The 4,674-nt window shown below is 38.8% G+C and carries 8 protein-coding genes; all 8 read right to left on the reverse strand.

What is annotated here, in order from left to right:
* The coding region (locus A3G3_RS0108810) for a transposase (RefSeq protein WP_019518991.1) at positions 1-227 on the reverse strand (227 nt) is incomplete at its 3' end.
* Positions 228-264: 37 nt separating this feature from the next.
* Positions 265-462: a type II toxin-antitoxin system RelE/ParE family toxin gene (locus A3G3_RS0108815; RefSeq protein ID WP_019520169.1), complete on the reverse strand. Its 198-nt coding sequence runs from the start codon at positions 460-462 to the stop codon at positions 265-267.
* 589 nt (positions 463-1,051) lie between these two features.
* Positions 1,052-3,067, reverse strand: a complete 2,016-nt coding sequence (locus tag A3G3_RS13525; RefSeq protein ID WP_019520170.1) for a DUF3987 domain-containing protein — start codon at positions 3,065-3,067, stop codon at positions 1,052-1,054.
* A 69-nt stretch (positions 3,068-3,136) separates the two neighbouring features.
* Positions 3,137-3,445, reverse strand: a complete 309-nt coding sequence (locus A3G3_RS0108825; protein ID WP_019520171.1) for a hypothetical protein — start codon at positions 3,443-3,445, stop codon at positions 3,137-3,139.
* Positions 3,438-3,764: a hypothetical protein gene (locus tag A3G3_RS0108830; protein WP_019520172.1), complete on the reverse strand. Its 327-nt coding sequence runs from the start codon at positions 3,762-3,764 to the stop codon at positions 3,438-3,440. Before A3G3_RS0108830 ends, A3G3_RS0108825 begins: the two co-directional genes overlap by 8 nt.
* 198 nt (positions 3,765-3,962) lie before the next feature.
* Positions 3,963-4,208 (reverse strand): helix-turn-helix domain-containing protein, encoded by a 246-nt coding sequence (locus A3G3_RS13530; protein ID WP_019520173.1) that lies wholly within the window; start codon positions 4,206-4,208, stop codon positions 3,963-3,965.
* Entirely contained in the window at positions 4,205-4,405 is a 201-nt protein-coding gene (locus tag A3G3_RS0108840; protein WP_019520174.1) for a helix-turn-helix transcriptional regulator, read from the reverse strand. The genes A3G3_RS13530 and A3G3_RS0108840 overlap by 4 nt, the downstream gene beginning before the upstream one ends.
* A 19-nt stretch (positions 4,406-4,424) precedes the next feature.
* Positions 4,425-4,674, reverse strand: a 250-nt coding sequence (locus A3G3_RS0108845; RefSeq protein ID WP_019519392.1) for an integrase core domain-containing protein, incomplete at its 5' end; no start/stop codon positions are given.

The following is a 4,674-nucleotide window of genomic DNA, read 5'->3' on the forward strand; positions in this document are numbered from 1 at the left end:
TCTTTTTTTAGTCGCTGGATTTCTCGTTGTTCTTCAGTTAGAGCGTTGCCTTTGGTTATGGGGTTGCCTCGTTTTTCTCTGCGATAACGGGTTAGCCAGTTTTCGAGTGTGGATTCGGCTATTTCATATTGGGTTGCAACATTACTTGGTTTTTGCCCTTGTTCTTCTATGAGTTTTATCATTTCTAATTTGAATTCGGGTGTGTATGTTTTACGTACTTTTGTCATGAGATTATGCCTCCGTTTGGGCTATTATAATCTCTTATCAGCTGTCTAGGTTTATTATGCCACTACACATTTCATAAATACCGCCTGTGTTTGGAAGTAGTTTGTAATCGCCAAAATTACCATTTTCAGCCCTTTTCAACCTTGCCACGATGCCAACAAGCCCTAAAGGGTCTTTAAGATTTTGCAACCACTCATCAAACACAACCGTTTTATTTAATATAAACTTTTCACTCATGATAAAGCCCTTTGTTTTGTGTATTGTAAACTTTCGGATAATAAAAAGCAATCATCAACACGCCTGCCCAAAATATTATTAAGTTTTATTAATAATAAAACCCTTTAACCACAAGGGATAAAGGGTTGATTAAGTAATTAAGTAGCATTTTTATGCCATTACTTTTTTCAACTTAATAATTTAGGGTTGTTCAAAAGTTTGCAAAATAACCCTACATTTTTTGGCTTAAACTAAGCTGTAGCCCCATTGTTTAATATGATTTTGGCTAAATTATATAGTTTGGTTAAAGATAGTATTAATAGACTTTTTTTATACATTAAGGGAACTTGCTAAACTTGCTAAAATTCGTTCTAATCCTTTATTTGCAATGGTTATAGCTTAGCAAGCCATTTGCTAACGATTGCTAACGTTGCTAAAGTTAATTGCTAATTTGATGAGATTTAGCAGAAGTTTAGCAACCTTAGCTAAGCTTAGCAGTGGTCTGCTAAGGTTAAAACCCTTTATTTAAAAGGGTTCTAGACATATTTAGCAACTTTAGCAAGTCTGCTTATATTATAAAATAAACAGATTAATAATAACTTTAGCAAAATTAAAATAAACATGGATTAATTTTTACAAGTTTTTTGCGTCCGTCTTTTTCCTGTTTAATATAACCCATGCTTTCCAAATCATCTAGTAAAAAATGGATTTTCTTACCCCTTAATCTATTAGGTGCATTTTGGGTAATATATGGTTTATCTAAAACATTGGTATTTTTAGCTTTCGCCTTGTTAATAATCCACTCAATCAATTCTTCACACTCATTTTTACCGTTTGGGATATCTAAGTAACGTAACCGCTCATTAATAGAATATTCAACCAACAAAAACGCCCTTTGTAAATATTCCACATTCACCGCCTTTTGACAATCAAAAAACGCAAAAAGGGTCGCTATCCGTGTAGCATTTTCAGCCATACGACTAGCAAACGCCCTAAAATTTGCCAAATCCTTGCCAACTTTTTGCCGTGTTTCTATAAACTGTTGAAAGTCTGCTAAGTATTGCCGTGCATTTTCGCCAAACGGTAAATCAACACGTTCATTGTTGCGTTCGTTTGGTGGTGGGTCTAACAGTAAATAACATCTTTGCCAAAATGCTATTAGTCGTGGGTCATCTTTTGGGTCGGTGGTTAACCGCTCTTTGCTATTCCAAACACGCTCACCAATTAATGACGGCTCAAACGATAACAAACATCTTGCCAAAAATCCCTGCCCGTTCATCATTTCATCACACATTGCAGGTTTAATAACGGCGTTTTGCCCTGCTAAATCAATCGTCAAACGCACATCATAAGCGGTTGTGAGTGGTGTTGCGTGGTTGCTACGCTGTGAACGCTCACGGCTTGCCGTACCGTCACTATAGAGTTTGGTTAAACTTGATAGGGCATTTGCCACGCCGTCCGATTTTAAGCTATATCCGCCAAAAAATTGTCCTGCTTCATCAGTTACCCACGATATATTTTGATTAGTGCCAAATATAAAACGGTCTAATAGGCTTTCTATGGTAATATCATTTACAAGCTGTTTAGGATTGTTGGGTTTTGGCTCATCTTGCAAAAACTGGCTTAATTCTTTGCCTTTTAAGCTGTCTTTTTGGGCTTGCCACTCGCTAATGTCTGCTACATAGCTTTGATAGCGGGTTTTTTCATGTTGATAAATGGCATAATAAGCTAGTTTATTTGCTTGCGTTTTTCCTGCACCGCTTTCACCTTCGGTCAATAAAAATAGACTGGCAGGCTTGTGTTCATGTCCAAACGGTGCATTAACATGGCATTGCCCCATGCTTGACAACGCCCCTAATACGGCTTGCCCTGCCATGCTAAGCGGTGTTTGTGCATGGTAGGCAATGGCAGTTACCGCCCCATGCAATACGCCTGTAAATGCGTTGATTGGATAAGGATTATTAAATAGGGGCGTATCATTCAGCGGTTGCAACTCGCCCCATTCATCAACCTGTAATAACTTAACTTCTGTCCCGTCCATATTCTCAATCGCTTGCAAGCCACTATGTCCGATTAACTCATAATATAACGTATCTTGCAAGGTATGAAAGGTGCTAACCGATTTTACGTTATAGCCGTTAAATTCGTTCGCATAATCATTCTCAAAACCGCCGTAAATGCTTATGCGTTGCTTTTGGCTAAAAGATTTCACCACGCCTGCCAAATATCGCTCATTGAATGGCATAATAAAGCGATAATTGCTAAAATCATCATTCAAATAAGCATAAAACGCCGTTATGTCTGCCAAACTTGGGCTTGCGATAATCTCACCTTGCGTACCAATCAAAAACGCCCCCAAATTATCATTCACTAAAAACGGCTCTGCACCGCTCAATGGATAAACCGCCAAATTACACGCCTGTAACTCATCATCAACCATTAACACGCCGATACTATCGGCGGTGGGTCGGCTATTACCACTAACTAAAATATCATCTGCCAAATATACAAAGTTAGATTGTGGCATTAAATGCCATAACGTGTTTAGTGTATCGTGCGTTTGTAGTTGGGCAGGCGTGGCAGTTGGAAAGGTGTTGATAAATTTCATAAAGTGATTTAATTGCATAAAAAATCCCTATAGCCCTAAGCGGTGCATAGGGCTGTTTGTTATTATTTTTGTGTTTAGCACGGCGTGCTAGTCGTGCGTTAACATGGCAGTCGGTGCATTGATAAGGTCATCTAGTTGGCTACTGGTATTGTTTGCCGTTTGGCTATGCCACAAAAGTGCGTTATGGATAATATTTGCCAAATAGGGGTTTTTGCCGTTGGTTGATTTTTCATCAAAATATAACGCATTTTCAATATTAAAAAGCCCCGTTATTAATTCATCTAACAACGCTTGAATGTCGGTTAAATCATCACGTTTTACCAAAATCATATTGTTTTTGGCAGGCGTGTCGGTCGCTTGTGTGGTGGTACGTGAAGTATTTGGAAGTTTAGGCATGATAGCCCCCTATGTAATTTTGAGTTAATGAAAAATTCCCTAAAATAGGGTGGTTTGGTCTCACTCTCGGTTTACATAGCAACCGCTCTACATATTCGCCTAATGGCTTATTTTGTAATATCAACCAAACCATAAAGAATAGGCGTAAAAAGCCTGTATATGGTAGGAATTGCCCTGTGATAGGCGTAAAAAAAGCCAATATATGACGGTTTGGCGAACCGCTATGTAATTTTGAGAGAAAGCTATTATCTTTCACGCCTGCCACTTTGACAAGTGAAAAAAATTCACTCATTAAACCTTTAAAATTAAATTTACTCATGATAGAATACCTTTACTGTTGTAGTGGGCTTGTTTGATAACAAACAAGCCTTTTTCATGGATAAATCGTTTAGTTAAAGAAAACTAAACTTAGCTTTCAAAAACTATCCGAATTTTTTAATTTTGCGGTCGTAAAAATTTGCTTAGGGGTGCGGTCATACAACCTAGCCCCCTTGAACTTTTTTACCGCCCCTATCCGTTACCAGTCGTTACCCCCTTTATCTAGGCTGTATTGAATAACCCTTGCACCGCCTGCAGTCGTTACCCATTCTTTAACAATCGGTAAACCCTTTCGGATTAATTCCCCCATACGTTGGGAATAGCCCAAAATGCGGTAGCGTTGGATAATCTCAAGCCCTGTTAGTCGCTCGCCACGTTCTAAAGCTTTTTTTAGGGTTTGGCACTGGGTTAAGGTGTTGGTCTGTTTTGGGGCAGGCGTGTTCATGCGTTGCCCCCTTGTGCTTCTAGCCATGCCAAAACATCAGCGTTACGCCACACGGTAATGGTTGGGCTTAGTTTGGTTGGTTTTGGGAATTTGCCATTTTTTACCATATTCCATAACGTGGTACGGCTTACTGGTACAAACTTTAATACGTCTTTGGCTCGGCTCATGCCTTGCGGTGGTAGGGTGTTTGGTGTCATTTGTAGTGGTCAAGTTTAATTAGACAGCTTTTAAGAGATTTTGGTTAAAAAACTGATTTTCTTTCTCAACAGGTGTTAAATAATCATTAAAGCTATGTGGTCTAACTTGACAGTAATAACCTAAAATATAACTCGCTACATCGACTCTTGCTTGAGATAAATCGTCATAGCCTTTCTTGGGCATCCATTCTGTTTTAAAGCTCCTAAAGAACCGCTCGGTTGGAGCATTATCCCAACAATTACCACGTCTGCTCATACTATGCTTCATG

The organism is Moraxella boevrei DSM 14165, from assembly GCF_000379845.1.
GTDB lineage: Bacteria > Pseudomonadota > Gammaproteobacteria > Pseudomonadales > Moraxellaceae > Faucicola > Faucicola boevrei.